Consider the following 26992-nt stretch of genomic DNA (forward strand, 5'->3'; position numbering starts at 1 on the left):
GGGGAGTGGACCACCCCACGAGCGTCGAGGGGACCCGCGCGGACGTCCTGGGCCGCGCCGACCTGTCGCTGCGGGTCTGCGCTCCCGTGGCGCTCGGGGCGGGCGAGCAGCGCGTCCAGACCCTGGCCTCGGGGCAGCTCGCCGTGCGGTCGCTCGTCCTCGACGCGCGGCCGGACCGGGCACCGTCCCCCGCGTCGACGCCGGTCCGTGTCCTGCGCTGGGAGAGCACCTCGCGGACCGTGGACGTCGGGACCGCCCGCGACGTCGATACCGTCGTCGTCGTCCGCGAGAACGCCAACGCCGGGTGGACCGCCCGGGCGGGTGGCACCGAGCTGCGACCGGTCCGGGTCGACGGCTGGGCGCAGGGGTGGGTCGTCCCCGCCGGGGTGTCCGGACCGGTCGACCTCGTCTTCGGGCCGCAGCGGCTCCTCGTGCTGTCGCTGGGCCTCGGGGCCGTGCTCGCCGCGTCGCTCGTCGCCCTCGCCGCACGGTCCGGGCGGCGCCGCGGCGCGCCGGTGCTCGAGGCGGCGACCGCCCCCGGGGCCGCGCCCGTCCTCGTCGTCGTGGCGCTCACGGGCGTCGGCGGTGTCGTCGGGGCCGTGGCCGCCGGGGCGGCCCTGCTCGCGCGGCGGCTGCCCGCGGCGTGGGTCGCGCCCGTCGCGGGCGCCGCGTCGCTGGGGTGGCTGGCCTGGGCCGCCGCCCGCCCCTGGCCGCATCCCGCGGCGTCGAACCGGGACCTCGTGTCAGGCGTGCTGGCGCTGCTCCTCGTCGCGCTCGCCTGCACCCGGCGCCGCCGTGGGGCCGGGCCGCCGCGCCGCACGCTCCGACGCGGTCCGGTGACGGGCCCAGGCCTGGACGGGGGCCTCGACGAGGTGCCAGCTCAGGGCCGCCACGACGACCGACACCGCGAGGGTGAGGAGCACCGTGACCCAGAAGCCCCACTCGAAGACGTCGAGACCCAGCACCTGGCGGACCCGGAACATGAGCGGCAGGTGCCAGAGGAAGACGCCGTAGCTGATCGTCCCGCCGTAGACGAGGACCCGCGACGACAGGACCCGTGAGACGGCGGTGCGCGCCCCGAGGACGGAGGGGGCGACGACGAGCCCGGCGACGAGGGTGAAGCCGAGGTGCTTGACGCCGGCCTCGACGGCGGTCGGCGGGGCGAGGTCGTACGGCCCGGCCGCGCGGGTCGCGACGACCCAGTAGACGCAGGCGGCGAGCCCGTACAGGTGCCACGGCGCCGCCCGGACGACCGCGGAGACGGGGACGCGCAGCCGGTCGTCCGCGACGACGACGGCGAGGACCATGCCGACGACGAACCAGTCGGCGACCGCCGGCAGGGTGCGCAGCCACGACCAGCCGTCCGGCAGGAGCCCGACACCGACGACGACCCGGAAGCCCCACGTCCCCGCCGCGAGGACGAGGAGCGCGGCGAGGTGCGCCCGTGGACCGCGGCCGCCGACGAGACGCAGGAGCAGCGCCGCCGTCGCCGGGAGCACGGCGTAGAACATCACCTCGGTCGACAGGCTCCACAGCTGGGCCAGACCCGGCACGTCCCACTCCAGGCGCAGGCTCTGGACCTGGAGCAGGTTCGCCAGCCAGGCGTCGCCGTGGCCGGAGCGCGACTCGGGCACGAGCACGACCGTCCCGGCGAGCACGAGCAGCCAGGCCGGGACGAGCCGGGCCGCCCGACGCACGGCGTACGCGCGGGTCGTCGCGGGCGGGGTCCCGTCGACGAGCCGCCGGGCGTGCGGCCCGTAGAGGAGGAAGCCGCTGAGCACGAAGAAGATCGCGACGCCCACGTCGAGCCGCGCGAGGAACCCGGGGAGCAGGTCGCGCCCCGTCGCACCGGAGAGGAACGCGGCGTGCGTCACGAGCACCGCGAGGGCGGCGAGCGCGCGCAGCCCCTCGAGCTCTCGCAGGTGCCCGCCCGGGCGGTCGCGGGGGACGAGCGACCCCGGGGTCGTCGCGCTCACGACGCCGCCTCGACCGTGAGCACCTGGGCGGAGGTCACGCACACCCCGTCGGTGTTGCCCGTCACGACGTCGAGGAGCACCTCGGAGACCGCGACGTCGGGCGGGACCTCGGCGAGCACCCGGTGCGGCCCCCGCAGCAGCTCGGGCGGGTCCGGGACGAGCGGCGGGGACACGGTGCCGTCCCGGCCCACGACCCGTACCCCGAGACGCTCCGCGTCCCCGACGAGGATGCCCAGCTGGACGAGCGACCCCCGGAAGTACGGCGCGGCCTCGTCGAGCGGGATGCGGAGGCTGCGCTCACCCGCCGGGACGACGTACCCGCAGAACCCGTCGGGCACCGAGGCGCTCGCCACGGTGCCGAACCTCGGCTCCACGAGGTCGCCGGAGGCGTCGACGACGACCCCGGGGCCGTCGAAGGCCGAGGACACGGCGTCGGGGTCGAGCAGCCGGACGAGCGAGGCCGTCGTGAACGCGGGGTCGACCCAGCCCGGGACGACGTCCGTCGGGACGGTGCCGGGGAGCACCTGGCCCGACCGGTCACCGAGGCCGGTGCGGAGGGCGTCGAGGTAGCCAGGGACGGTGCTGCGGTGCCACGCGGTGCCGAAGCGCACCCAGGACAGCCCGCCGAGGACGACGGCGAGCACGACGGCACCCGCGACGAGACGTCGTGCGCGCCCGGACCGGCGACCGGACCCGGCGCGGGCGCGGCGGGTGGCGTCGACGAGCGCGGCGACGGAGAGGGCGGTGACGACCGTGACGTCGGGCAGCAGCCGCAGGTCGTCGCTGGCCTCGACCGTGTCGACGACCGCGAGCCGTCCGACGTAGACCATCGTGAGCACGGGGACCGCGTACGCGAGGGCGACGAGCAGCACGGGTCGTGCCGACCGCAGGGCCCCCGGCGTCCGCGCGAGCGCGACGAGGCCCCCGGCGAGGAGGGCCCAGGCCACGACGACGAGCACCGTGGGCGTGTCGGCGAGCGAGTACGCACCGATGCCCGGCCGCCACGAGACCGGCCCCCCGAGGAGCTGCGGCACGAGGTCGACGGCGACCCAGCGGCCGACCTTCACGGCGGCGTCGAGGACGCCCGGGGTCGCGCGCTCGGCCCGGTCGAAGTCGCCGCCGGCGTACGCGGCGAGGAAGACGAGGTTCGCCGCCGCCGTGGGCACGACCGCGGCGGCCCCGCGGCGCCACTGGCGTCGTCCCGCGGGCGTCCGCACGACGAGGACGAGGGCCGCGACCACGACGGGGACGGCCAGGGCCCGCTCGGAGAACGTGAGCGCCACGGCGTGCGCGGCCACGGCCCCGACGAGGATGCGCCGGTCCCCGTCCCGCAGCCAGCGGACGAGGAGGACGCCGGCGAGGAGGACGAGGGTCAGCGGGAGCATCGTCGTCAGGGCCTGGCGGAACCACGCGTAGGTGGGCACGAGCGCGGCGACGAAGAGCATCCACCCCGCGCCGAGCACCCGCGCCGCCGGATCCCGGAGGGCGAGCCGGACGACGGTGAGCACCGTGAGCGCGTAGCCGGCCGCGACCAGCACCGTGACGACGACGGCGGGCCAGTGGCTCAGGGGTGCGTACGACGCCATGAGCCAGTCGACGGTCCGGGCGCCGGGGGCGAGGTGGGTGCCGTTGCTCTCGACGACGAAGGGCCACCACGTCCGGCCCGCGGCGTAGGCCTGCGCCCGCAGGTCGTCGACGAAGAGCCCGCCGCCGGCGGTGAGGACCGCGACGGCCAGGACGTGGACGCCGGCGAGCACCCACAGGGCCGTGTCCCAGGGGGCGGCGGCGGCGCGCCGCACGAGGACGGCGAGGGGGTCCCCGGGCGCGGACGCGTGGGCGGCACGGCGGGTGTCCGGGGCGGCCGGGGCGTCGGGCGGGGTGGTGGTCACGGGGGCTCTCGGGGGTGACGGAGGGGTGCCCGCAGGCTACCCGTGGCGAGCCGTGAACGTCGGCGGTTACCCGCTGGTACAGTCCAGCCACCTACTCGCGAAGGAGCGTGGCAATGCGTCGGGTCTCGGGCGTGGCTCTGGTGGTCCTCGGAGCCCTGTTCATCGGGTTCGGCGTCCTCGCCAAGCCCTACCTCTACGACCGGCTCGCGGTCGTCCCCCTCGACCAGGACTCGCAGTCGGTGTCCGTGGGCACCGGGGTCGACGCCCTGTGGCCGCACGGGACCGGCGAGGACGCCCGGATCGACAAGCTCACCGACGTCTCGGTGACGAGCACCCGCACCATCAAGGGCATCCCCGGTGTCGTCGAGGAGGCGGGGGTCGCCGACACCGAGGCGTTCTGGCAGACCACGGTGCGCTCGCAGGCCGAGGTCGACGGCCGGCTCGTCGACCTCAGCTACAGCGACGCGGGCGTCTCGGTCGACCGGCGCACCGGCGAGGCCACGAACTGCTGCGGCGACTACGCGTCGGCCGGTGACCTCACCGACCCCGACCTCGTCGAGCCGCGGACCTACGAGGGGAACTACTTCAAGTTCCCCTTCGACACCAAGCAGCAGGACTACGCGTGGTGGGACGGTGCGGTCGGCCGGGCCGACCCGATCCGCTTCGTCGAGGAGGACGAGGTCGAGGGCGTGCGCGTCTACGTCTTCCGCCAGTCGATCGGGCCGGAGACCGTCGACACCCTCGACATCCCGGCGTACCTCTTCGACGCCACCGCGTCGGGCTCGGTCGAGGCCGACGCGGTGTACAGCAACACCCGCACCCTGTGGGTCGAGCCGGTGACGGGCGTCCTCGTCGACGGCCAGGAGGAGGTGTCGCTCACGTACGAGGCGGACGGCTACGAGCCGGTCGCCCGGACCGTCGGCACGATCGGCTTCTCGGCCGAGACCGTCGTGGACAACGCGGAGACGTGGGGTCCCCGCGCCGGGCTGCTCGGCTTCGTCGACTCCTGGCTGACCCTCCTCGGCCTCGGCCTGGGGCTCGTCCTCGTCGCGGCCGGGAGCGTGCTCGTCCTCTCCCGTGGAGGGCGCCGTCCCACCCGCGACGACGCGGAGGACCTCGGGCCGCTCCCCGGTGAGGAGCCGCGCGAGCGGGTCGCCACCCGCTCCCGACGGCGCTGACGCGCGGCCGGTCCGGGGTCAAGGGACCGGGCGCTCGGTGACGAGGATCGCGGTGCCGGGCAGCAGCCGCCCGCGCAGGGGCGACCAGCCGCCCCACTCCTCGCGGTTGCGCTCCGGCCACTCCGGCTCCACGAGGTCGACGAGGGCGAGCCCGGCGGCGACCACCTGGCGGACGAGGTCGCCGAGGGTGCGGTGGTGCTCGGCGTACGTGACGACCCCCGAGGTCGACTCGACGTACGGGGTGCGGTCGAAGTACGACGTCGTGGCGGTGAGCCCGGCCTCGCCCGGGACGTCCGGGAAGGCCCAGCGGACCGGGTGCGACGTCGAGAACACGAACCGACCCCCGGGGCGCAGCACCCGGGCGGCCTCCGCGAGCACCGTCGCGCTGTCGGCGACGAAGGGGACGACGCCGTAGGCCGTGAAGACGCGGTCGACCGAGTCGTCGACGAGCGGCAGCCTCGTCCCGTCGCACTGCAGGAGGGGGACCGGAGGCCCCTCGCGTCCGGCGTCGATCCGGGCCGCGGTGCGCAGCATGCCGCCGGAGAGGTCGCTCGCGACGACCCGGACGTCGCCGCGGGAGAGGAGGGAGCGCGAGCACTGCGCCCCGCCGGCACCGATCTCGAGGACCGTCATCCCGGGGGAGAGGTCGAGCAGGCCCAGCTCGTCCTCGGTCCACCCCTCGGGGCCCCACACGAAGCCGTCGTCGCCGAGGAACGCCCCGTGCTCGGCGTGGTACGCCTCGGCCTCGCCGTCCCACCAGGCGCGGTTGGCCGACCGCGTCTCGTCGGGGCCGGCCGGCCGGCGCGCTGCGTGCTCCGTCATCGCCGCGCGGGCACGGCCGGGCGCGCCGTGACGGGATTGGCAGCCGTGGTGACGGAGCGGTAGTCTGGACGGGTGTGCGTGTGCCCTTCGGGCTGCCCGCGGACACCCGAACCATCCCACCGAGTCCATCTGTCCACATCGGAGTTCCTACTACATGACTGCCAGCACGGTCGACACGACCGCCCCTCAGGTTGCCGTCAACGACATCGGCACCGAGGAAGACCTCCTCGCCGCGATCGACGCGACGATCAAGCACTTCAACGACGGCGACATCGTCGAGGGTCACATCGTCAAGGTGGACCGCGACGAGGTGCTGCTCGACATCGGCTACAAGACCGAGGGCGTCATCCCCTCGCGCGAGCTGTCCATCAAGCACGACGTCGACCCCAACGAGGTCGTCGCCGTCGGTGACGAGGTCGAGGCCCTCGTCCTCCAGAAGGAGGACAAGGAGGGTCGCCTGATCCTGTCCAAGAAGCGTGCGCAGTACGAGCGCGCCTGGGGCACGATCGAGAAGATCAAGGAGGAGGACGGCGTCGTCACCGGCACCGTCATCGAGGTCGTCAAGGGTGGCCTCATCCTCGACATCGGCCTCCGCGGCTTCCTCCCCGCCTCGCTCGTCGAGATGCGCCGGGTCCGCGACCTCCAGCCGTACGTCGGCCGCGAGATCGAGGCGAAGATCATCGAGCTCGACAAGAACCGCAACAACGTGGTCCTGTCGCGCCGTGCCTGGCTCGAGCAGACCCAGTCCGAGGTCCGCACGACGTTCCTCAAGGAGCTCGGCAAGGGCCAGGTCCGCACCGGTGTCGTGTCCTCGATCGTCAACTTCGGTGCGTTCGTCGACCTCGGCGGGGTCGACGGTCTCGTCCACGTCTCCGAGCTGTCCTGGAAGCACATCGACCACCCGTCCGAGGTCGTCGAGGTCGGCGACGAGGTCACGGTCGAGGTCCTGGACGTCGACATGGACCGCGAGCGGGTCTCGCTGTCGCTCAAGGCGACGCAGGAGGACCCGTGGCAGCACTTCGCCCGCACCCACGCGATCGGCCAGGTCGTCCCGGGCAAGGTCACCAAGCTCGTCCCGTTCGGCGCGTTCGTCCGCGTCGACGACGGCATCGAGGGCCTCGTGCACATCTCCGAGCTCGCCGAGCGTCACGTCGAGCTGCCGGAGCAGGTCGTCCAGGTCGGCCAGGAGATCTTCGTCAAGGTCATCGACATCGACCTCGAGCGTCGCCGCATCTCGCTGAGCCTCAAGCAGGCCAACGAGGACGGCGCCGGCCAGGTCGAGTTCGACCCGACCCTCTACGGGATGGCCGCGGAGTACGACGAGCAGGGGAACTACAAGTACCCCGAGGGCTTCGACCCGGAGACCAACGAGTGGCTCGAGGGCTACGAGAAGCAGCGTGAGGAGTGGGAGAAGCAGTACGCCGAGGCCCACGCGCGGTGGGAGGCCCACCGGGCGCAGGTCGAGGCCGCGCTCAAGGCCGACGCCGAGGCCGCCGGCGACGCCGGCACCTCGTACTCCTCGGAGTCCGCGGAGGAGTCGGCCCCGGCCGCCCGTCCGGCCGCGCCGGCCCCGTCGAACGAGGGCACCCTCGCCTCCGACGAGGCCCTCGCCGCGCTGCGCGAGAAGCTCACCGGCAACTGACCCGGCGCGCCGCACGGCGCCCCGGTCACGACGGCCCGGTCCCCACGAGGGGGCCGGGCCGTCGCCGTGTCGGCCTCCGGCACAGCCGTCCCCGCCCCGTTCGGGAATCGTTCACCCCTCAACGCGCCGTCTGCGACATTTTGTGGCTACGTTGAGCCCGTGCAGTCGACGACGACCTCGGAGCAGGCCGCCTCGGCAGGGGGCAGGAGCGGTCCACCGGACCCGGTCGGACCCCCGCCGCGGCGCTCGAGCGGGCGTGCCTGGGAGTGGACCCTCGCGGCGCTCCTCCTCCTCCCCAACCTCGCCCTGCTCGTCGTCTTCACGTACCGGCCGCTCCTGGACAACATCCGGCTGTCCTTCACCGACTGGAACATCTCGGCGCCGGTCGCCAACCCGATCGGGGTCGCGAACTACGTCGAGTGGTTCGGCCGCGCCGACACCCGGACGGTCCTCGGCAACACGCTCGTCTTCACCGTGGCGACGGTCGGGATCTCGATGGCCCTCGGGCTCGCCCTCGCGCTCCTGCTCGACCAGCGGCTGCGGGGGCGCAACCTCGTGCGCTCGGTCGTCTTCGCGCCGTTCGTCATCTCCGGGGCCGCCATCGGGCTCGCGTTCCAGTTCGTCTTCGACCCGCAGTTCGGGCTCGTGCGCGACCTGCTCGTCCGGGTCGGCCTCGGGACGCCGAACTTCTACCAGGACTCCGGCTGGGCGCTGTTCATGGTGACCTTCACGTACATCTGGAAGAACCTCGGCTACACCTTCGTCATCTACCTCGCCGCGCTCCAGGGGCGCCGGGCCGACCTCGACGAGGCCGCCGAGATCGACGGCGCCTCGCCCTGGCGGCACTTCCGCAAGGTGCTCCTGCCGCAGCTGCGGCCGACGACCTTCTTCCTGTCGATCACCGTGCTGCTCAGCTCGGTGCAGGTCTTCGACATCATCAACGTCATGACCCGCGGCGGACCCGTGGGCAACGGCACGACGACACTCGTCTACCAGGTCTACCAGGAGACGTTCCTCAACCAGCGCGCCGGCTACGGGGCCACCGTCGCGACGGTCATGTTCCTCATCCTCCTGCTCGTCACCGTCGTCCAGGTGCGGATCATGGACAAGGGGCAGCAGACGTGATCGGGCGCAAGGAGGTCGCGCACGGCGCCGAGGCGGCGTCCCACCGCTCGCCGGCGATGACGGTCGCCGGGTACGTCGGGATGGTCCTCGTCGTCCTCCTCGTCGCGGTGCCGCTGTTCTGGATCGTGATCACCTCGCTCAAGGAGCGCCAGGACATCTACGTCCGGCCGGCCCAGTGGCTCCCGGCGCCGGGGACGACCGACAACTACGCCGACGTCACGACGCGGATCCCGTTCTTCGACTACTTCCGCAACTCGCTCGTCATCACGATCTCGCTCGCGACGATCAAGATCGTGCTCGGGGTCATCAGCGCCTACGCCCTCGCCCTGCTGCGCTTCCCCGGGCGCGGTCTCGTCTTCCTCGTCGTCATCGCCGCGCTCATGGTGCCGAACCAGATCACGGTCATCAGCAACTACGCCCTCGTCGCGCAGCTCGGGTGGCGCAACACCTTCCAGGGCATCATCGTCCCGCTCGCCGGCGTCGCCTTCGGCACCTTCCTCATGCGCAACCAGTTCCTCGGGCTGCCGAGCGAGATCATCGAGGCCGCCCGGCTCGACGGTGCCGGCCCACTCAAGTTGCTCTGGCGCGTCGCGCTGCCGATGTCCTGGCCGACCGTCGTCGCCTTCGCGCTCATCACCGTCGTCAACGAGTGGAACGAGTACCTCTGGCCGTTCCTCATGTCCGACGACTCGCGCACCGCGCCGCTGCCCGTCGGCCTCACGCTGCTCCAGAACAACGACGGCGTGACGAACTGGGGGCCCGTCATGGCGGCGACCGTCCTCGCGATGCTCCCCGTCCTCGTCCTCTTCCTCGTCCTGCAACGCCAGATGATCAAGGGCCTCACCGCCGGAGCGGTGAAGAGCTGACCACCCATCGTCCGCCGGGGACCCCGGCGGCCACACGGAAGGCACGACCATGAACAGCTTCACCCGTCGCGGGTTCCTCGGACTCACCGGTGCGGCCGGCGTCGCCGGTCTCTCCGCCTGTGCCGGCACCGGCACCGGGGTGGGGGGCGGTGAGAGCAGCGGTGGTGCGAGCAACACCATCGAGTTCTGGAGCAACCACCCCGGCACGAGCAAGGCCGTCGAGCAGCAGATCATCGACGCCTTCACGGAGGCCAACCCCGACCTCACCGTCAAGCTCGTCGACGCGGGCGCGAACTACGAGGAGGTCGCGCAGAAGTTCAACGCCTCGCTCGCCGGTGGGGCGCAGCCGGACGTCATCGTCGCCTCGGACGTCACGTGGTTCAACTTCGCGCTGAACGACCAGCTGAGCCCGCTCGACGACCTCCTCTCGGAGGCCGGGGTCGACACCTCCGACTACGTCGACGCGCTCTACGGCGACTACCTCTACGACGGGGCGCACTTCGCGCTGCCGTACGCGCGCTCCACGCCGCTCTTCTACTACAACAAGGAGCTGTGGTCGAAGGCCGGCCTGCCCGACCGCGGCCCCGAGACGTGGGAGGAGTTCGAGGAGTGGTCGGCCGACCTCAAGGCCGCCGTCGGCGCGGACGCGTCGGCGATGCAGCTCGCCGACGGCTCGAACTACCTCGACTGGTACTTCCAGAACATGGCGTGGCACTTCGGCGGCGGCTACTCGCGGGAGTGGACCCCGACCTTCTCCGACCCGGCGACCGTCGAGGCCGGGACCTTCCTCCAGCGGCTGTCGCAGGACGGGGTCGTCACGTACAACGCGACCCCCGCGGCGAGCTTCTCCGCCGGGATCGCCGGCTGCATCCTCGAGTCCACCGGGTCGCTCGGCGGGATCTCGACCGACGCCCAGTTCGAGGTGGGCACGGCGTTCCTGCCCGGCACCGACAACTGCCCGACGGGCGGGGCGGGCGTCGCCATCCCGGCGAACATCTCCGACGAGCGCAAGGCGAACGCCGTGAAGTTCGTCGAGTTCCTCACCAACCCCGAGAACACGGTCCTCTTCACCCAGGCGACGGGGTACATGCCCGTGCGCAAGTCGGCGACCGAGCTGCCCGAGGAGCAGACCTACCTCGAGGAGAACCCGAACGCCCGCACGGCGATCGACCAGCTCTCCGCGACCCGCTCGCAGGACAACGCGCGGGTGCTCGTGCCCGGTGGCGGCCTGCGGATCGGCACCGGCCTGGACCAGGTGGCGCAGGGCGAGGACGTCGCGACGGTCTTCGAGCGCCTCGACGCCGAGACCCAGCAGGCGTTCGAGAACCAGATCGAGCCGAAGCTCTGACGGGCGGCTGACACCTTCGATGGCAACGGTCTACTTCGACGAGGCGACGCGCCGGTACTCCAAGGACGGGGCACCGGCCGTCGACCACGTCACCCTCGACATCGCCGACGGTGAGTTCCTCGTCCTCGTCGGCCCCTCCGGGTGCGGCAAGTCGACGTCGCTGCGGATGCTCGCCGGCCTCGAGCCGGTCGACGGCGGACGCATCCTCGTCGACGGGCACGACCAGAAGGGCGTCCGGCCACGGGACCGGGACATCGCGATGGTGTTCCAGAGCTACGCGCTGTACCCGAACATGTCGGCCGCGCAGAACATGGCCTTCGCCCTCGACAACTCGAAGGTCGCCAAGGCCGAGATCCGCTCCCGGGTCGCCGAGGCCGCGAGGATCCTCGAGCTCGAGGACCTCCTCGACCGCAAGCCGGGGCAGATGTCCGGCGGCCAGCGCCAGCGGGTCGCGATGGGCCGGGCCATCGTGCGTCAGCCCAAGGTGTTCTGCATGGACGAGCCGCTGTCCAACCTCGACGCCAAGCTGCGGGTGTCGACCCGCAGCCAGATCGCGGGGCTGCAGCGACGGCTCGGGATCACGACGGTGTACGTCACGCACGACCAGGTCGAGGCGATGACGATGGGCCACCGCGTCGCCGTGCTGCGCGACGGCCGGCTCCAGCAGGTCGCCCCGCCGGACGAGCTGTACGACCGGCCGGTCAACACGTTCGTCGCGGCGTTCATCGGGTCCCCGGCGATCACCCTCGTCGACGCCCCGGTGCGCGACGGTCGTGCCGACGTCCACGGCCTCGAGGTGCCGATCGACCGCTCGCTCGCGGGGGCCGCGGGGGAGCGCGTCACCGTCGGGGTGCGCCCGGAGTCCTGGCGGATCGTGCCGGAGAGCGACCCCGAGGGCATCGACCTCACGGTCGAGCTCGTCGAGTCGCTGGGGTCGGAGTCCTTCGTCTACGGACGGCGCGGGCCGCTCGACCCCGCCGACGACGCCCCGGACACCGAGCGCGTGACGATCAAGACCGAGAAGCGGGTCCCCGTCGCCGTCGGGGAGACCGTCCGGGTCCGGCCGGTCGAGTCCGAGGTCCACGTCTTCGACGGCTCGAGCGGGGAGCGGCTCGTCGGCTGAGCCCCCGGGCCGGGGGAGCGCCCCACGGGCCGGGACGTGCCAGGCTGGGGCCATGGCACGCAGCATCGCGACGAACACGACGGTCGACCTCGACGGGCTCCTGGAGTTCGTCCGGCCCCGGCACCACATGGTCCTCATGACGACCCGCGGCTCGGACGGCCGTCCGCAGGCGTCGCCCGTGACCGGCGGGGTGGACGACTCGGGGCGGATCGTCGTCACGAGCTACCCCGAGCGGGCGAAGGTCCGCAACGCCCGCCGGGACGCACGCGCGAGCGTCGTCGTCCTCTCCGACGACTTCGGCGGCGCCTGGGTGCAGGTCGACGGGGACGTCGACGTCGTCGACGCGGCCGACGACGTCGAGCCCTTCGTCGAGTACTTCCGCAACATCTCGGGCGAGCACTCGGACTGGGACGAGTACCGGCAGGCGATGGTCGACCAGGGCAAGTCGCTGCTGCGAATCACCCCGACCCGGTGGTCCCCGATCGCCACCGGCGGCTTCCCGGCCCGGCTCGCGGACGGATGACCTTTACCGGGACGCTGCGCTGCCGCCGGCTCGACGCGCTCGTCGCCGACGGGACGCTGCCGGGCTACTCGGTGGCCGTGCGCAACGGCGCCGACGTCCTCCTCGCCGTCGCCGGGACGAGCGAGCCGGACGGGGCGGGGCGCCCGGTCGCTGCCGACACCGCGTACCGGCTCGCGTCGCTGTCCAAGCCGGTCGCGGCGCTGCTGACGGCGGGCCTCGTCGCCGACGGGGTGCTCGTTCCGGAGGACCCCGTGGGCCGCTGGCTCCCCGAGCTCGACGGGCTGGCTGTGCTCCGCCGCCCGGACGGCCCGCTCACGGACACCGAGGACCAGGCCGTGGTCATGACGGTCCACCACCTCCTCACGATGACGAGCGGGCTCGGCATCGGGACGGACGCGACACCCCTGACCCGGGCGATGGAGACCGCCGGTGTCCACCCGGGTCCGGTCGGCCCCACCCTGACGCGTGCCGAGCTGCTCGCCCGGTTCGCGGCGCTGCCGCTCACCTTCCAGCCCGGCGCCGGCTGGGCGTACCACTCCTCGACGGAGGTCCTCGGGATCCTCCTCGAGCGGGCCGCCGGTGGGCTGCTGCCGGACCTCGTCGCCGAGCGGGTCACCGGACCGCTCGACGCGCCGAGCGTGTCCTTCGACGCCCCGCCGCCCGAGCGCCGCGCACCCGCCCTCTTCGTCGAGGACGGGACGTGGCGACCGATCGAGCCGGACGGACCGCGTCCCGACGCCCTGCCCACCCTCGCCGCCGGGCTGTGGGGCGCCGCCCCCGACGTGCTGCGGGTGCTCGACGAGCTCGTCCGGCCCGCGACGCTCCCCGTCGAGGCCGTCGCCGCGGCCCGTCGCCCCGCCCTCACCGACGTCCAGCGGGAGTCGGCGGCGGACTTCCTGCCGCCCGGGTACTCCTACGGCTGGCAGGTCTCGGTCGCGACCGAGGACGACCCGCAGGGGCCCCGTGCCGGTGCGGTCGGCTGGAGCGGCGGGACCGGCACGCTCGGCGTCGCCGACCCGGCCGCCGACCGCACGTCCGTCCTCCTCACGAACCGCGGCCTCGACGGCCCGTCGGGAGCCGTGGCCTTCGAGGCCTTCCTCGCCGACGTCCGCGACCTCGACGGCCCTCGGTAGGGTGCGGCGCATGCTGCGGATCGGGCTCACGGGGGGCATCGGGTCCGGCAAGTCGACCGCGGCGGCGGCCTTCGGTGCGCTCGGCGCGCACGTCGTCGACGCCGACCGCGTGGCCCGAGAGGTCGTGGCCCCCGGGACGCCCGGGCTCGCGCAGGTCGTCGAGCGCTTCGGCCCCGACGTCCTCCTGCCCGACGGCTCCCTCGACCGGCCGGCCCTCGGGCGGGTCGTCTTCGGCGACCGGGCCGCCCTGCGCGACCTGGAGGCCGTCACCCACCCGCGGATCCGCGAGCGCACGACGGAGCTCTTCGCCGCAGCCCCCGACGGGGCCGTCGTGCTGCACGACATGCCCCTCGTCGTCGAGCAGGGCAGCGTCGGCGAGTACCACCTCGTCGTCGTCGTCGGGGCGGGGGAGCGGACCCGGCTGCGGCGGCTCGTCGAGGACCGGGGGATGCGCGAGGAGGACGCCCGGGCCCGCATCGCGTCCCAGGCGGACGACGACGCCCGGCGCGCGGCGGCCGACGTGTGGCTCGACAACGAGGGCACGCGGGAGGCACTGGAGCAGGCGGTCCGGCGGACGTGGCACGAGCGGGTCGAGCCCTTCGCGGACAACCTGCGCACTCGCACGCGCAGCCGGCTCCTCGCACCGGTCCTCACCCCTCCCGATCCCGCGTGGCCGGACGCGGCCGCGCGCCTCCTGGCCCGCGTCCGGCACGCCGTGGGTGACCGTGCCGCGAGCCTGCACCACGTCGGGTCCACCGCGGTGCCCGGGCTGCTCGCCAAGGACGTCATCGACCTCCAGGTCGGGGTGCGCGACCTCTCCGCCGCCGACGACCCGGCCTTCGTCGAAGCGCTGGCCGGGGCCGGGTTCCCGCGGGTCGAGGGGAACGACGCCGACGTCGGGCACGACGGCCCGGTGTGGGCCAAGCGGTTCCACGGCTCGTGCGACCCCGGCCGGGTGGCGCACGTCCACGTGCGCGAGGTCGGTGCACCGGGGTGGACGTTCGCGCTCCGGTTCCGCGACTGGCTGCGGGCCGAGCCGGCCGAGCGCGAGGACTACGCCGCGAGCAAGACGGCCCTCGCGGCCCGGCTCGCCACGACGGAGGAGTACGCCGAGGCGAAGGAGCCCTGGTTCGCCGACGCCTACGGCCGGTGCAGGGCCTGGGCCGAGCGGACCGGGTGGCAGCCGCCAGGGACGTGACCGGCGTCCGCCGGGGGCCGGGCTGTCGGTGGCGCGGCATACCGTAGGAGCATGCGTCCCACCACCGAGCTGCAGCGCAGCGTCGCGCCGATCGAGGTCGTCTCCGAGTTCTCGCCCGCGGGCGACCAGCCGAAGGCGATCGCCGAGCTCGCCCGCCGCGTCAAGGCGGGGGAGCAGGACGTCGTGCTCCTCGGTGCCACCGGGACGGGCAAGTCGGCGACGACCGCCTGGCTCGTCGAGCAGGTGCAGCGCCCCACCCTCGTCATGGCGCCGAACAAGACCCTCGCCGCCCAGCTGGCCAACGAGTTCCGCGAGCTCCTGCCGAACAACGCCGTCGAGTACTTCGTCAGCTACTACGACTACTACCAGCCCGAGGCCTACGTCCCGCAGTCGGACACCTACATCGAGAAGGACTCCTCGATCAACGACGAGGTCGAGCGGCTGCGGCACAGCGCGACGAACAGCCTGCTCACCCGGCGCGACGTTGTCGTCGTCGCGTCCGTGTCGTGCATCTACGGCCTCGGTACCCCGCAGGAGTACGTCGACCGGATGGTCCCGCTGCGGGTCGGCGACGAGGTCGACCGCGACGAGCTCCTCCGGAAGTTCGTCCACATGCAGTACACCCGCAACGACCTCGCCTTCACCCGCGGCACCTTCCGGGTCCGGGGCGACACCGTCGAGATCATCCCGGTCTACGAGGAGCTCGCGGTCCGCATCGAGTTCTTCGGCGACGAGATCGAGCGGCTCTACACGCTGCACCCGCTGACCGGCGAGGTCGTGCGCGAGGAGGACGAGATGTACGTCTTCCCCGCGTCGCACTACGTCGCCGGTCCCGACCGGATGGAGCGGGCGATCAAGGGCATCGAGACCGAGCTCGAGGCCCGGCTCGCCGAGCTGGAGCAGCAGGGCAAGCTGCTCGAGGCGCAGCGGCTGCGCATGCGCACGACGTACGACCTCGAGATGATGCAGCAGATCGGCTCCTGCTCGGGCATCGAGAACTACTCGATGCACATCGACGGCCGCTCGCCCGGCTCGGCGCCGAACTGCCTCCTCGACTACTTCCCCGAGGACTTCCTCCTCGTCATCGACGAGTCGCACCAGACCGTCCCGCAGATCGGGGCGATGTACGAGGGCGACATGTCCCGCAAGCGCACCCTCGTCGACCACGGCTTCCGGCTGCCGTCGGCGATGGACAACCGTCCGCTGAAGTGGGAGGAGTTCCTCGAGCGCATCGGGCAGACGGTGTACCTGTCCGCGACGCCCGGGGACTACGAGATGGCGAAGGCCGACGGGTACGTCGAGCAGATCATCCGGCCCACCGGGCTCGTCGACCCCGAGGTCGTCCTCAAGCCGACGAAGGGCCAGATCGACGACCTCCTCCACGAGATCACCGAGCGGGCGGACCGCAACGAGCGCGTCCTCGTCACGACCCTCACGAAGAAGATGGCCGAGGACCTCACCGACTACCTCCTCGACAAGGGGGTGCGGGTCCGCTACCTGCACTCCGACATCGACACCCTCCGGCGCGTCGAGCTGCTCCGCGAGCTGCGGATGGGCGAGTTCGACGTCCTCGTCGGCATCAACCTCCTCCGGGAGGGACTCGACCTGCCCGAGGTCTCCCTCGTGGCGATCCTCGACGCGGACAAGGAGGGCTTCCTGCGCAGCGCGCGGTCGCTCATCCAGACCATCGGTCGCGCCGCCCGCAACGTCTCCGGCCAGGTGCACATGTACGCCGACTCCCTCACCCCGTCGATGCGGCAGGCGGTCGACGAGACCCAGCGCCGTCGGGAGAAGCAGATCGCGTACAACCGCGAGCACGGCGTCGACCCGCAGCCGCTGCGCAAGCGGATCGCCGACATCACCGACATGCTCCAGCGCGAGGACGCCGACACCCAGGAGCTGCTGGGCTCGGGGCGGGCCCGCTCCCGGGGCAAGGCCGACGGCGGGCGGGGTGGCCGCGGCACCGTCGTCGCCGACGCCGACGCGGCCGGGGTCTCGCGGCGTCCGGAGGACATGCCGGCGAGCGAGCTCGCGAACCTCATCCAGGAGCTGAGCACCCAGATGCACCAGGCGGCCGGAGACCTCCACTTCGAGCTCGCCGCGCGCCTGCGCGACGAGATCGGGGACCTCAAGAAGGAGCTGCGGCAGATGAGCGAGGCGACCCGCTGAGCGCCGCATAGACTCGCGCGGTGCCCAGCCTCACCTCGGCCGCCGCGCCGGCCCTCGACGTCCTGCCGTGGGTGTGGTGGGTGACGATCGGGGTGGCCGTGGTGCTCCTCGCCGCCGACGTCGCGATCATCGCGCGCCGGCCCCACCGGCCGTCCACCCGCGAGCTCTCCGTCGCGCTCGGTGGCTACGTCGGCGCCGCGCTGCTCTTCGGGGCCGGTCTGTGGTGGGTCGCCGGGGGCGCCGTGGCGGGGGAGTTCTACGCCGGATGGGTGACCGAGTACTCGTTGTCCGTCGACAACCTCTTCGTCTTCATCCTCATCATGTCGGCCTTCCGGGTCCCGGAGCGCTACCAGCAGTTCGCCCTCATGGTGGGCATCGTCATCGCGATCCTCCTGCGCGGCGTCTTCATCGCCGTCGGGGCGGCCGCGATCGACCGCTTCACGTGGATCTTCTACGTCTTCGGCGCCTTCCTCGTCTACACGGCGGTGATGCTCGTCCGTGGGGGCGACGACGACGAGGAAGAGTACGAGCAGAACCGCTTCATGCGAGTCGTCGAGCGGCGGCTGCCGGCGACGACGACGTTCGACGGCACCCGGCTCTTCACCGTCGAGGGCGGGGCCCGGGTCGCGACCCCGCTGTTCTTCGTCATTCTCGCGCTCGGCACGACCGACCTGCTCTTCGCCCTCGACTCGATCCCCGCGATCTACGGCCTCACCGACGAGCCGTACATCGTGCTCGCCGCGAACCTCTTCGCGCTCATGGGGCTGCGCCAGCTGTACTTCCTCATCGGCGGCTTGCTGCGACGCCTCGTCTACCTCAGCCAGGGGCTCGCGGTCCTGCTCGCGTTCATCGGCGTCAAGCTCGTCCTGCACGCCCTCCACGAGAACGACCTGCCCTTCGTCAACGGGGGCCGCCCGCTGCCGGTCCCGGAGATCCCGACCAGCGTGTCGCTCGGGGCGATCGTCGTCATCCTCGGCGTGACGGCCGCCGCGAGCCTGTGGCGGTCGCGCCACGACGCCGCGCCGGACCGGGAGCCCAGCGACGTCGCGGGTGGGCGCGGCTGAGCGACCGCCGTCAGGTGGCGGCGGCGGCCGCCGGGTCCTTGCGGGCGCCGAGCCCGAGGACGATCGTCGACGCGGCGACGACGAGGGCCATCCCGACGAGCTGGACGGGGCCGAGCCGCTGGCCGAGCACGACGAGCCCGGCGAGCGCGGCGCACGCCGGCTCCAGGCTGAGCAGCACCCCGAACACCTGCGCCCGCAGCCGGCGCAGCGCGAGCAGCTCGAGGGAGTAGGGCAGGACCGAGGACATCACGGCGATGCCGAGACCCTTGGCGAGCAGCCCGGCGTCCCACTGCGGCACGCTCGCGACGCCGAACGGCAGGGTGACGAGGGTCGCCACGACCATCGCGAGGGCGAGCCCCTCGAGCTTGGGGAACTCCGCCCCCGTGCGCCCGGACAGGACGATGTACCCGGCCCAGAAGGCGCCGGCCGTGAGGGCGAGGAGGATGCCGGCCCACTCGAGCTCGGCGAGCGGGACGTGGAGCGCCTCCGAGATGAGGACGACCCCGCCCGCGGCGAAGAGGACGGCGACGCCGTCGAGCAGCCGCCTGGAGAGGGCGGCCGCGAGCGCCAGCGGGCCGATGAACTCGATCGTCACCGCGACGCCGATCGGCAGGTAGGCGAGGGAGCCGTAGAACGCGAAGTTCATCAGGCCGAGGGCGACCCCGAAGGCGACGACCGTCGCCCACGCCCGGCGGGAGTGGCCACGCCAGCGTGGGCGGACGACGGCGAGGAGCAGCACCGTCGCGAAGAGCAGCCGCATGACGACCGACCCACCCGCTCCGATGACGGGGACGAGGGTCGCGGCGAGGGCTCCGCCGAACTGCACGGAGACGATCCCGCCGAGGACGAGGACCGGCGCGGGGATGCGGTCGGCGGTCGTCACCGCGTCAGGCTAGCCCGGCCCCGGACGGGCTCGGGGACCGGTCCGCGGCCGGTACCGTGGGCCGTCGGGGACACCGTGCCGGCGCCCCGCCATCCCCGTCGTCGCTCGCTCCAGGAGGCAGGACGTGACGCCCTCGTCGCCGCGCCTGCCGGTCCTGCCCGCGGGGGCGCTGCCGGCCGCGGTGGGGCGGCTCGTGACCCGGTACCCGGACTCGGCCTGGCTGGACCTGCTCGCGCTGCGGGCCAGCGGCGGAGTCTCGGACGCGGCGGGCCTCGTGGCCCGGGCCAGGGCCGGCGACCTCGCCGGGACCGACGCCGAGGGCCTGGGCCGGTTCGGCTACGTCCTCGCCGCGGAGCCCGGGGACCGGGCCACGCTCGACGACGTCGCGCTGCTCCTCGACCACGCGGCGGGGGGCGACGCCGACCTCGGTCCGAAGGTGCTCGGGCTGTGGCTGCAGGTCCTCCTCGTCACGGGGCGGCTGGACCGCGGTGCGGCGGGCCCGCGGGAGGACGAGGTCGAGGCGGAGCACTGGTGGGCGGTCGCGACGGACCTGCTGAGCCCGTTCCGCACCCCCGCGGGGGACCGGCGCCGGTGGGAGGCGTCGTTCTCGCGGCCGTTCACCGACCGCGGGCTCGTCCCCCTCACCGTCGCGGACGGCGACGGGACGCCCTTCCAGCGCCTGGTCGCGGGACCGGTGGACCCCGTGTGGGGCGACCAGGTGTCCGTCGTCATGCCGGTCCACGACCCCGGACCGGACCTGCTCACGGCGGTCCGGTCCGTCCTCGCGCAGAGCTGGGTGACCCTCGAGGTGCTCCTCGTCGACGACGCCTCCACGCGGGGACGTGAGCACCTGCACGCCTGCGCCGCCCTCGACCCGCGGGTGCGGCTCCTGCGGTCCGACCGCAACGGCGGGGCCTACGCCGCCCGCAACCTCGGCCTGGCCCACGCCCGGGGCCGCTACGTGACCTTCCAGGACGCCGACGACCTGGCGCACCCGCAGCGGCTCGAGCGGCAGGTCCGGGCCCTCGCCGCGTCGCCGGACGCGATGGCCTCCGTGTCCCACGCCGTGCGGGCCACGGACCGGCTCGAGCTCACGGCGCTCGGGCTCAACAAGATCGCGACGAACCTGTCCTCGCTCCTCCTGCGCCGGGAGGCGGTGACGGCACGGCTCGGCGGGTTCGACGCGGTCCGCCGCTCGGGCGACCGCGAGCTCCTCGACCGCCTCCTCGCCACGTTCGGTGACGGGGCCGTCGTCACCCTCCCGGAGCCGCTCGCCGTCATCCAGCTGACCCCGGGGTCGCTGTCCCGGGGCGACATGGGCTTCCTCCGGCGGCACGCCGCGCGCCAGGCCTACGCGGCGTCGGCCGGCGCGTGGCACGCCGAGGTGCGGGCGGGTCGGGAGAGCCCGATGCTCCGGCCCCCGGCGCGGGGGCCGTTCGCCGCCCCCGGCCACGTGACCACCGGCCGCGAGGACGCCGACGCCGGGACCGTCGACGTCGCCCTCCTCGCGTCGCTCGGCCCGAACGTCCCCCGGGACGTCGCCCCGTTCGTCGCGGCCCTCTGCGGGGCCGGCGTGCGCGTCGGGCTCGTCGAGCTCCCGGGGCCGCGGGACGTCCGCGTCCCCCCGCAGCCGCCCGGCGACGCGGTCGGCGCGCACCTGCGGACCGGCGCCGCGCGGTGGGTGCTGCCCGAGCAGCACGTCCGCTCCCGGCTGGCGCTCGTCCACGACCCGGCCGCCGTCCTCGTCATGCCGTGGCGGCGCGTGGCGGCCGCGGGGGCCGACGACCTCGTCGTCGTCGTCGAGGCGGTCGACGACGACGTCCTCGCGGCGGCCGACCTCCTCGCCGCGCACGGCGTGCGTGGGGAGCCCCGACCCACGGTCCACTGGCTCCCCGCCGACGCGGCCGTGCGCGAGGACCTCCGCCGCCGCCTCCCCGGGGCCTCGGTCCTCCCGGAGACGCCGTGGGTCGCCACGGCCGCCCCGGTGTCGGACCGGCAGGGGTGGCTCGGACCCGGGCTCGTCGTGGGGCTGCTCCCTCCGAGGGGCACCGAGGACGCGGACCGGGCCGCCTGGGAGCGGGACCTCGTGCCCCGCGACCCGGCGACGACGGTGTGGTGCCGGGGGCTGGGCCGCACCCGGCTCGCCGGTCGCCCCGTCGTCCGCAGGGCGCTGCCGGACACGACGTGGTCGGGCTTCCTCGGCGGCGTCGACGTCCTCGTCCTCCCACCGGGGCCCGGGGCGGGGACCGTCGCGGACGTCGTCGACGCCTGGGCGCACGGGACCCTCGTGCTCGCCCCGGAGGTCCTCCGGTCGCGGCTGGGCGACCGAGCCGTCTACCTCGACGGGGAGCTCGTGGACGAGCGCCTGGCCCGGCTGCGCGGGGGCGCGGAGGCCGACGCGGTGCGTGAGCGAGCCGCCGGCTGGGTGCGACGGCACGCCACGCCCGAGGGCGTCCTCGCCGGCTACCGCGGCGTGCTGGACGCCGTCGACGCCGTCCGCCGGGGCTGATCCCTCGCGGGCGTCACCACCCGCGCTCGCGCCACTCCTCGAGGTGCGGTCGCTCGGCGCCGATCGTGCCGTCGCCGCCGTGACCGGGGTAGAACCACGTCTCGTCGGGGTAGACCTCGAAGACCCGGGCGACGACGTCGGCGTAGAGCGTGTCGAAGTCCTGGCCCGGCTGCTTGGTGTTGCCGACGCCGCCGGGGAAGAGCGAGTCACCCGTGAAGAGGTGGTGGGTGCCCGAGGGGTCCTGCCACGCCAGCGCCACCGACCCCGGCGTGTGCCCGCGGAGGTGGACGACGTCGAGGACGAGCTCGCCGACCCGGACGGTGTCACCGTGGGCGAGACGCACGTCCGGTGCGACGGGGAGCGCGTCCGCGTCGTCGGCGCCGGCGTAGGTCCGCGCCCCGGTGGACCGGGCGACGTCCTCGAGGGCCCGGACGTGGTCCCAGTGCTGGTGCGTCGTCACGAGGTGGTCGAGCCGGCCGCTGCCCTCGGCGACCAGGGCGAGACAGCGCTCGGCGTCGTCGGCGGCGTCGACGAGCAGCTGGGCCCCGGTCGCGGCGCACGTGAGGAGGTAGACGTTGTTGTGCATGTCCGACACGGACATCTTGCGGATCGTGGCGGCGCCGAGGTCGCGCTCGTCGCTCGGTCCGCCGGGGGTGACGTCTCCGGTGTAGCTCATGCTCCCGACGCTACCCCCGTCGTCGGACGCCCGTGCTCGGCGTCGGCGATGGCGGCGGCGGCCTGGACGAGGGCCAGGTGGGAGAACGCCTGCGGGAAGTTCCCGACGAGCCGGCCGGTGGCCGGGTCGTACTCCTCGGCGAGGAGGCCGAGGTCGTTCGCGCACCCCAGGAGCCGCTCCATGAGGGCCCGGGCGTCGTCGAGGCGTCCGCAGCCGGCGAAGGCCGTGACGAGCCAGAACGAGCAGGCGAGGAAGGGGTTCTCGTCACCGGCGAGACCGTCGACGCCGCTCTCGGTGCGGTAGCGCAGGAGGAAGCCGTCGCGCATGAGGTCCTCCTCGACCGCGGCGATCGTCCCCTGGATCCGCTCGTCGTCCCACGGCAGGAAGCCGACGACCGGCAGCTGGAGCAGGGCCGCGTCGACCTGCCGGGTGTCGTAGTGCTGGGTGAAGGTGTTCCGGTCCGGGTCGTAGCCGCGCTCGCAGACCTCCGCGTGGACGCGGTCCCGCAACGACCGCCACGTCTCGACGTCCCCCTCGTGCCCACCGTCCTCGACGGCGCGCATCGCCCGGTCGAAGGCGGCCCAGACCATGACCCTGCTGTGCGTGAAGTGCTGGGCCGGACCGCGGATCTCCCAGAGGCCGTGGTCGGTCTGGTCCCAGTGCTCGACGAGGTCGGACACCAGGGCCCGCTGCACGGACCAGGACTCGCCGGACTCGGTGACGCCGAGGGCCCGGGCGCGGTCGAGGGCGATCATCACCTCGCCGAGGACGTCGCTCTGCCGCTGGCCGACGGCGCCGTTGCCGACCCGTACGGGCCGGGAGCCCTCGTAGCCGGGGAGGTGGTCGAGCTCGCGCTCGGGCAGCTCGCGGGAGCCGTCGACGCCGTACATGATCTGGAGGTCGGACGGGTCGCCGGCGACGGCGCGCACGAGCCAGTCCCGCCACAGCCGTGTCTCGTCGACGTAGCCGCACGCGAGGAGGGCCTCGAGGGTCAGCGAGGCGTCCCGCAGCCAGCAGTACCGGTAGTCCCAGTTCCGCTCCCCGCCGATGTCCTCGGGAAGGCTCGTCGTCGGGGCCGCGACGATCCCGCCCCGCAGCTCGTCGGTGAGCAGCCGCAGGACGAGCAAGGATCGGGTGACCGCCTCCGGGTAGGGACCGTCATAGTGGTTGCGGTCCGCCCAGTCGTCGAAGTGGCAGACCGTGTCCTCGATCCGGGAGTCGATGTCGAGGGCCTCCGGCACCGGGCACCAGGACGGCACCCACGTCATCGAGAAGCGCAGCCGGTCGCCGGCCCGGACCGTGAAGACGTCGCGGTGGTGGTGGTCCTCGGGCTCCGGGAGGCGGTCGCCGCGCAGGACGAGCATGTCGGGTCCGGCGATGGCGCGGATCACGGTCTGGCCGGCGGCGTCCTCGACGCGCGAGACCCAGGGGAGGATCTTCCCGTAGCCGGTCCGCACGACCCACTGGTGGTCCATCTCGACCTCGCCGTCCAGGCCCTCGACGACGCGCACGACGTCGGCCCGGCCGTCGCCGAAGGGCATGAGGTCGGTGACCCGCACGCGGCCGGTCGCGGTCTCGTGGACGGTGTCGAGGACGAAGCTGCTGCCCCGGTAGGACCGGGTCGCGCTCGCCTCCTCGACCGGGCCGAGGAACCAGCGGCCGTGGTCGTCGGTGCCGAGGAGGGCGGCGAAGCAGGCGGGGGAGTCGAAGCGGGGGAGGCACAGCCAGTCGATCGCCCCGTGACGGCTCACGAGGGCGGCGCGCTCGGTGTCCCCGAGGAGGGCGTACTCGCCGATGGGGGTGGTCACCCTCTCGACCCTAGACGCCGCCGACCTCGGATGTCGGGCCTGTCGGTGGCGAGGACTAGCCTGGCGGACGTGACTCATGACCACCTCGTCGTCCGTGGAGCCCGCGAGCACAACCTCAAGGACGTCAGCGTCGAGCTGCCCCGGGACGGCCTCGTCGTCTTCACCGGGCTCAGCGGCTCCGGCAAGTCCTCGCTCGCCTTCGACACGATCTTCGCCGAGGGCCAGCGACGCTACGTCGAGTCGCTGTCCGCCTACGCCCGGCAGTTCCTCGGTCAGATGGACAAGCCGGACGTCGACTTCATCGAGGGGCTGTCCCCGGCGGTCTCCATCGACCAGAAGTCGACGAACCGCAACCCGCGCTCCACCGTCGGGACGATCACCGAGGTCTACGACTACCTCCGGCTCCTCTTCGCGCGCGCCGGGCGCCCGCACTGCCCCGTGTGCGGCGAGCCCATCACCCGGCAGAGCCCGCAGCAGATCGTCGACCGCCTCCTCGAGCTGCCCGAGCGCACGCGCTTCCAGCTGCTCGCGCCCGTCGTGCGGGCCCGCAAGGGCGAGTACGTGGACCTGTTCGCGGAGCTCCAGATCAAGGGGTTCTCCCGGGCCCGGGTCGACGGCGAGATCGTCATGCTCACCGAGCCGCCGACGCTCGAGAAGCAGGTGAAGCACACGATCGAGGTCGTCGTCGACCGCCTCGTGAGCAAGGGCGGGGACCCCAAGGCCAAGCGCCGGCTCACCGACTCCGTCGAGACGGCTCTCGGGCTCGCCGGGGGGCTCGTCGTCGTCGACTTCGTCGACCGGGACGAGGACGACCCCGAGCGGGAGCGCCGCTTCTCCGAGAAGATGGCCTGCCCCAACGACCACCCGCTGTCGATGGACGAGGTCGAGCCCCGGTCGTTCTCCTTCAACAGCCCGTTCGGCGCCTGCCCCGACTGCACCGGCATCGGCACCGAGCTCGAGGTCGACCCCGAGCTCGTCGTGCCGGACGACGACCTGACCCTCGCCGAGGGCGCCATCGCGCCGTGGGCCAGCGGGTCGGGGGCCTCGGAGTACTTCCAGCGGGTCCTCACCGCCCTCGCCGACGAGATGTCGTTCTCGATGGACACGCCGTGGCGCGGCCTGCCGAAGCGGGCCAAGGAGGCCCTGCTCCACGGCCGCAACCACAAGGTGCACGTCCGCTACCGCAACCGCTTCGGCCGGGAGCGCTCGTACTCCACCGGCTTCGAGGGTGTCGTGCCGTTCGTCAAGCGCCGGCACGCCGAGACCGACTCGGACTGGAGCCGCGAGCGGTACGAGGGCTACATGCGCCAGGTGCCGTGCCCGACGTGCAAGGGCGCCCGGCTCAAGCCCGAGTCGCTCGCCGTGCTCGTCGGGGGCCGCTCCATCGCCGAGGTCTCGGCGATGGCGATCGCCGAGTGCGCCGCCTTCTTCTCCACGATCGAGTTCACCGCGCGCGAGCGCCAGATCGCCGCCCGGGTCATCAAGGAGATCGACGCCCGGCTGGGCTTCCTCCTCGACGTCGGCCTCGACTACCTCAGCCTCGACCGGCCGGCCGGGACACTGTCCGGCGGCGAGGCCCAGCGGATCCGCCTCGCCACCCAGATCGGCTCCGGGCTCGTCGGCGTCCTCTACGTCCTCGACGAGCCGAGCATCGGCCTGCACCAGCGGGACAACCACCGGCTCATCGAGACCCTGACCCGGCTGCGCGACCTCGGCAACACCCTCATCGTCGTCGAGCACGACGAGGACACGATCAACACCGCGGACTGGGTCGTCGACATCGGTCCGGGCGCCGGCGAGCACGGCGGCGAGGTCGTCCACGCCGGCACGGTGGCCGACCTGCTGACCCACCCGGACTCGATCACCGGCAAGTACCTCTCCGGCCGCCGCGAGATCCCGACCCCGTCGGTCCGCCGGCCGCGTGACAAGGACCGCCAGGTCACCGTCGTGGGCGCCACCGAGCACAACCTCGACAAGGTGTCGGTGTCCTTCCCGCTCGGGACGCTCGTCGGGGTCACCGGGGTGTCCGGGTCCGGCAAGTCGACCCTCGTCAACGACATCCTCTACAACGTGCTGGCGAACAAGCTCAACGGCGCCCGGCATGTCCCCGGTCGGCACAAGACGGTGACGGGGCTGGAGCACCTGGACAAGGTCGTCCACGTCGACCAGAGCCCGATCGGGCGCACGCCGCGGTCCAATCCCGCCACGTACACGGGCGTCTTCGACAACGTCCGCAAGCTCTTCGCGACGACCGAGGAGGCGAAGATCCGGGGCTACCAGCCCGGGCGCTTCTCGTTCAACGTCAAGGGCGGCCGGTGCGACGCGTGCTCCGGCGACGGCACGATCAAGATCGAGATGAACTTCCTGCCGGACGTCTACGTCCCCTGCGAGGTCTGCCACGGCGCCCGGTACAACCGCGAGACGCTCGAGGTGCACTACAAGGGCAAGTCCATCGCCGACGTGCTCGACATGCCGATCGAGGAGGCCGCCGACTTCTTCGCCGCCGTCCCCGCCATCGCCCGGCACATGAAGACGCTCAACGACGTCGGGCTCGGCTACGTCCGACTCGGTCAGCCGGCGCCGACGCTCTCCGGTGGCGAGGCGCAGCGCGTCAAGCTCGCCTCCGAGCTGCAGAAGCGCTCGACCGGGCGCACGGTCTACGTCCTCGACGAGCCGACGACCGGACTGCACTTCGAGGACATCCGCAAGCTCCTCGGGGTCCTCCAGGGGCTCGTCGACAAGGGCAACACCGTCATCGTCATCGAGCACAACCTCGACGTCATCAAGAACGCGGACTGGCTCGTCGACCTCGGCCCCGAGGGCGGCAGCGGCGGCGGCCAGGTCGTCGCCGAGGGCACGCCCGAGCAGGTCGCGAAGGTCGAGGCCTCGCACACCGGGCGGTTCCTCGCGCCCATCCTCGAGCGGACGGCGCGCACGTCGCAGCCGACGCGAGGGCGGCGAGCGGGGCGGGCCGGCGGGTCGCGCTCCTCGGGCGCCCGCTCCTCGGGCGGCCGGTCGTCAGGGGCGTCGGGCTCGCGCAGGAAGGCCGGTTGACAGGTG

At 73.4% G+C, this 26992-nt stretch carries 19 protein-coding genes; 13 read left to right on the forward strand and 6 right to left on the reverse strand.

Annotation, left to right across the window (positions count from 1 at the left end; translation table 11 throughout):
* Positions 1-743: 743 nt before the first annotated feature.
* Together KC207_RS16815 and KC207_RS02630 are read right to left on the reverse strand one after the other, a co-directional pair.
* Positions 744-1976, reverse strand: coding sequence for an acyltransferase family protein (locus KC207_RS16815; protein ID WP_249138510.1), 1233 nt, complete (start codon positions 1974-1976; stop codon positions 744-746).
* Positions 1973-3865, reverse strand: a complete 1893-nt coding sequence (locus KC207_RS02630; protein WP_211601349.1) for a hypothetical protein — start codon at positions 3863-3865, stop codon at positions 1973-1975. Before KC207_RS02630 ends, KC207_RS16815 begins: the two co-directional genes overlap by 4 nt.
* Before the next feature lie 131 nt (positions 3866-3996).
* Here KC207_RS02630 and pgfA point away from each other — a divergent pair, with 131 nt between their 5' ends.
* Positions 3997-5043, forward strand: a complete 1047-nt coding sequence (gene pgfA / locus KC207_RS02635) for a cell envelope lipid trafficking protein PgfA (RefSeq protein WP_211601350.1) — start codon at positions 3997-3999, stop codon at positions 5041-5043.
* 18 nt (positions 5044-5061) lie between these two features.
* Here the strand turns inward: pgfA and KC207_RS02640 are convergent, their stop codons facing one another.
* The gene (locus KC207_RS02640; RefSeq protein ID WP_211601351.1) at positions 5062-5865 is read right to left on the reverse strand and encodes a class I SAM-dependent methyltransferase; all 804 of its coding nucleotides are present in this window, start codon (positions 5863-5865) and stop codon (positions 5062-5064) included.
* 154 nt (positions 5866-6019) lie between these two features.
* On the opposite strand from KC207_RS02640, the gene rpsA reads away from it, so the two are divergent.
* From rpsA to KC207_RS02690, 10 genes are all read left to right on the forward strand, one after another.
* The gene (gene rpsA / locus KC207_RS02645) at positions 6020-7507 is read left to right on the forward strand and encodes a 30S ribosomal protein S1 (protein WP_211601352.1); all 1488 of its coding nucleotides are present in this window, start codon (positions 6020-6022) and stop codon (positions 7505-7507) included.
* Between the two features lie 159 nt (positions 7508-7666).
* Positions 7667-8632 (forward strand): carbohydrate ABC transporter permease, encoded by a 966-nt coding sequence (locus KC207_RS02650; protein WP_211601353.1) that lies wholly within the window; start codon positions 7667-7669, stop codon positions 8630-8632.
* Entirely contained in the window at positions 8629-9498 is an 870-nt protein-coding gene (locus KC207_RS02655; protein ID WP_367616021.1) for a carbohydrate ABC transporter permease, read from the forward strand. The genes KC207_RS02650 and KC207_RS02655 overlap by 4 nt, the downstream gene beginning before the upstream one ends.
* 49 nt (positions 9499-9547) lie before the next feature.
* Positions 9548-10846 (forward strand): ABC transporter substrate-binding protein, encoded by a 1299-nt coding sequence (locus KC207_RS02660; protein ID WP_211601354.1) that lies wholly within the window; start codon positions 9548-9550, stop codon positions 10844-10846.
* Positions 10847-10865: 19 nt separating this feature from the next.
* Positions 10866-11969 (forward strand): ABC transporter ATP-binding protein, encoded by a 1104-nt coding sequence (locus tag KC207_RS02665; RefSeq protein WP_211601355.1) that lies wholly within the window; start codon positions 10866-10868, stop codon positions 11967-11969.
* 52 nt (positions 11970-12021) lie between these two features.
* The gene (locus tag KC207_RS02670; protein WP_211601356.1) at positions 12022-12492 is read left to right on the forward strand and encodes a PPOX class F420-dependent oxidoreductase; all 471 of its coding nucleotides are present in this window, start codon (positions 12022-12024) and stop codon (positions 12490-12492) included.
* The gene (locus tag KC207_RS02675) at positions 12489-13625 is read left to right on the forward strand and encodes a serine hydrolase domain-containing protein (protein WP_211601357.1); all 1137 of its coding nucleotides are present in this window, start codon (positions 12489-12491) and stop codon (positions 13623-13625) included. Before KC207_RS02670 ends, KC207_RS02675 begins: the two co-directional genes overlap by 4 nt.
* Positions 13626-13635: 10 nt before the next feature.
* Positions 13636-14823 (forward strand): dephospho-CoA kinase, encoded by a 1188-nt coding sequence (coaE, locus tag KC207_RS02680; protein ID WP_211601358.1) that lies wholly within the window; start codon positions 13636-13638, stop codon positions 14821-14823.
* A 51-nt stretch (positions 14824-14874) separates the two neighbouring features.
* Positions 14875-16992 (forward strand): excinuclease ABC subunit UvrB, encoded by a 2118-nt coding sequence (gene uvrB, locus KC207_RS02685; RefSeq protein WP_211601359.1) that lies wholly within the window; start codon positions 14875-14877, stop codon positions 16990-16992.
* A gap of 20 nt (positions 16993-17012) precedes the next feature.
* Positions 17013-18056, forward strand: a complete 1044-nt coding sequence (locus tag KC207_RS02690; RefSeq protein ID WP_211601360.1) for a TerC family protein — start codon at positions 17013-17015, stop codon at positions 18054-18056.
* A gap of 10 nt (positions 18057-18066) precedes the next feature.
* Here KC207_RS02690 and KC207_RS02695 read toward each other — a convergent pair whose 3' ends face one another.
* Positions 18067-18939 (reverse strand): EamA family transporter, encoded by an 873-nt coding sequence (locus tag KC207_RS02695; protein WP_211601361.1) that lies wholly within the window; start codon positions 18937-18939, stop codon positions 18067-18069.
* Between the two features lie 124 nt (positions 18940-19063).
* On the opposite strand from KC207_RS02695, the gene KC207_RS17010 reads away from it, so the two are divergent.
* Positions 19064-21448, forward strand: a complete 2385-nt coding sequence (locus KC207_RS17010) for a glycosyltransferase family A protein (protein WP_211601362.1) — start codon at positions 19064-19066, stop codon at positions 21446-21448.
* A 13-nt stretch (positions 21449-21461) separates the two neighbouring features.
* On the opposite strand, the gene KC207_RS02705 is transcribed toward KC207_RS17010, so the two are convergent.
* Positions 21462-22124, reverse strand: a complete 663-nt coding sequence (locus tag KC207_RS02705) for an MBL fold metallo-hydrolase (RefSeq protein WP_211601363.1) — start codon at positions 22122-22124, stop codon at positions 21462-21464.
* Positions 22121-23932 (reverse strand): glycoside hydrolase family 15 protein, encoded by a 1812-nt coding sequence (locus tag KC207_RS02710; RefSeq protein WP_249138511.1) that lies wholly within the window; start codon positions 23930-23932, stop codon positions 22121-22123. Before KC207_RS02710 ends, KC207_RS02705 begins: the two co-directional genes overlap by 4 nt.
* 30 nt (positions 23933-23962) lie before the next feature.
* Here KC207_RS02710 and uvrA point away from each other — a divergent pair, with 30 nt between their 5' ends.
* Entirely contained in the window at positions 23963-26986 is a 3024-nt protein-coding gene (gene uvrA / locus KC207_RS02715) for an excinuclease ABC subunit UvrA (protein WP_211601365.1), read from the forward strand.
* Positions 26987-26992 lie beyond the last annotated feature (6 nt).

The sequence above is a fragment of the Phycicoccus avicenniae genome (assembly GCF_018139485.1).
In the GTDB taxonomy this organism is placed as follows: domain Bacteria; phylum Actinomycetota; class Actinomycetes; order Actinomycetales; family Dermatophilaceae; genus Phycicoccus; species Phycicoccus avicenniae.

Excerpts from the sequence above, each read along its gene's own strand:
- KC207_RS02640 (WP_211601351.1), bottom strand. The coding sequence starts at position 5,865 with ATGACGGAGCACGCAGCGCGCCGGCCGGCCGGCCCCGACGAGACGCGG.
- rpsA (WP_211601352.1), top strand. The coding sequence starts at position 6,020 with ATGACTGCCAGCACGGTCGACACGACCGCCCCTCAGGTTGCCGTCAAC.
- KC207_RS02660 (WP_211601354.1), top strand. The coding sequence starts at position 9,548 with ATGAACAGCTTCACCCGTCGCGGGTTCCTCGGACTCACCGGTGCGGCC.
- KC207_RS02665 (WP_211601355.1), top strand. The coding sequence starts at position 10,866 with ATGGCAACGGTCTACTTCGACGAGGCGACGCGCCGGTACTCCAAGGAC.
- KC207_RS02670 (WP_211601356.1), top strand. The coding sequence starts at position 12,022 with ATGGCACGCAGCATCGCGACGAACACGACGGTCGACCTCGACGGGCTC.
- KC207_RS02675 (WP_211601357.1), top strand. The coding sequence starts at position 12,489 with ATGACCTTTACCGGGACGCTGCGCTGCCGCCGGCTCGACGCGCTCGTC.
- coaE (WP_211601358.1), top strand. The coding sequence starts at position 13,636 with ATGCTGCGGATCGGGCTCACGGGGGGCATCGGGTCCGGCAAGTCGACC.
- uvrB (WP_211601359.1), top strand. The coding sequence starts at position 14,875 with ATGCGTCCCACCACCGAGCTGCAGCGCAGCGTCGCGCCGATCGAGGTC.
- KC207_RS02705 (WP_211601363.1), bottom strand. The coding sequence starts at position 22,124 with ATGAGCTACACCGGAGACGTCACCCCCGGCGGACCGAGCGACGAGCGC.
- uvrA (WP_211601365.1), top strand. The coding sequence starts at position 23,963 with ATGTCGGGCCTGTCGGTGGCGAGGACTAGCCTGGCGGACGTGACTCAT.